The sequence below is a fragment of the Bacillus zhangzhouensis genome (assembly GCF_000715205.1).
In the GTDB taxonomy this organism is placed as follows: domain Bacteria; phylum Bacillota; class Bacilli; order Bacillales; family Bacillaceae; genus Bacillus; species Bacillus zhangzhouensis.
In genome coordinates, this window is record NZ_JOTP01000100.1 from 1 (window position 1) to 269 (window position 269).

The 269-nt window shown below is 37.5% G+C and carries 1 protein-coding gene; it reads right to left on the reverse strand.

All coding sequences use genetic code 11. The annotated features are described in order from the left end of the window. Window positions 1-36 precede the first annotated feature (36 nt). Window positions 37-231: an XtrA/YqaO family protein gene (locus tag BA70_RS19035; RefSeq protein WP_149865381.1), complete on the reverse strand. Its 195-nt coding sequence runs from the start codon at window positions 229-231 to the stop codon at window positions 37-39. Window positions 232-269: the final 38 nt, after the last annotated feature.

Consider the following 269-nt stretch of genomic DNA (forward strand, 5'->3'; position numbering starts at 1 on the left):
ATGATCAGTGTCCCCCGGCTTTCCGGTAGAACGTTTTTATTCAAATAATTCGCCTTCGTTATAAAGCAATCGAGTCACTTTGTTATTGTGAGTGACAATTTTTGTTTCACCATGTGGCGGCAGCGGTGCATATTTCAATATGCCGTTAGATAAAACAAAAACTAACGGCTCTTTTCCTGCGTCAAAAGTCTCAATATCTATAATTTTACTTGGAATCTCTTGTAATCTCAAGTCTTTCATTGCCTCCTTATCCTATCTTTCTTCAATCT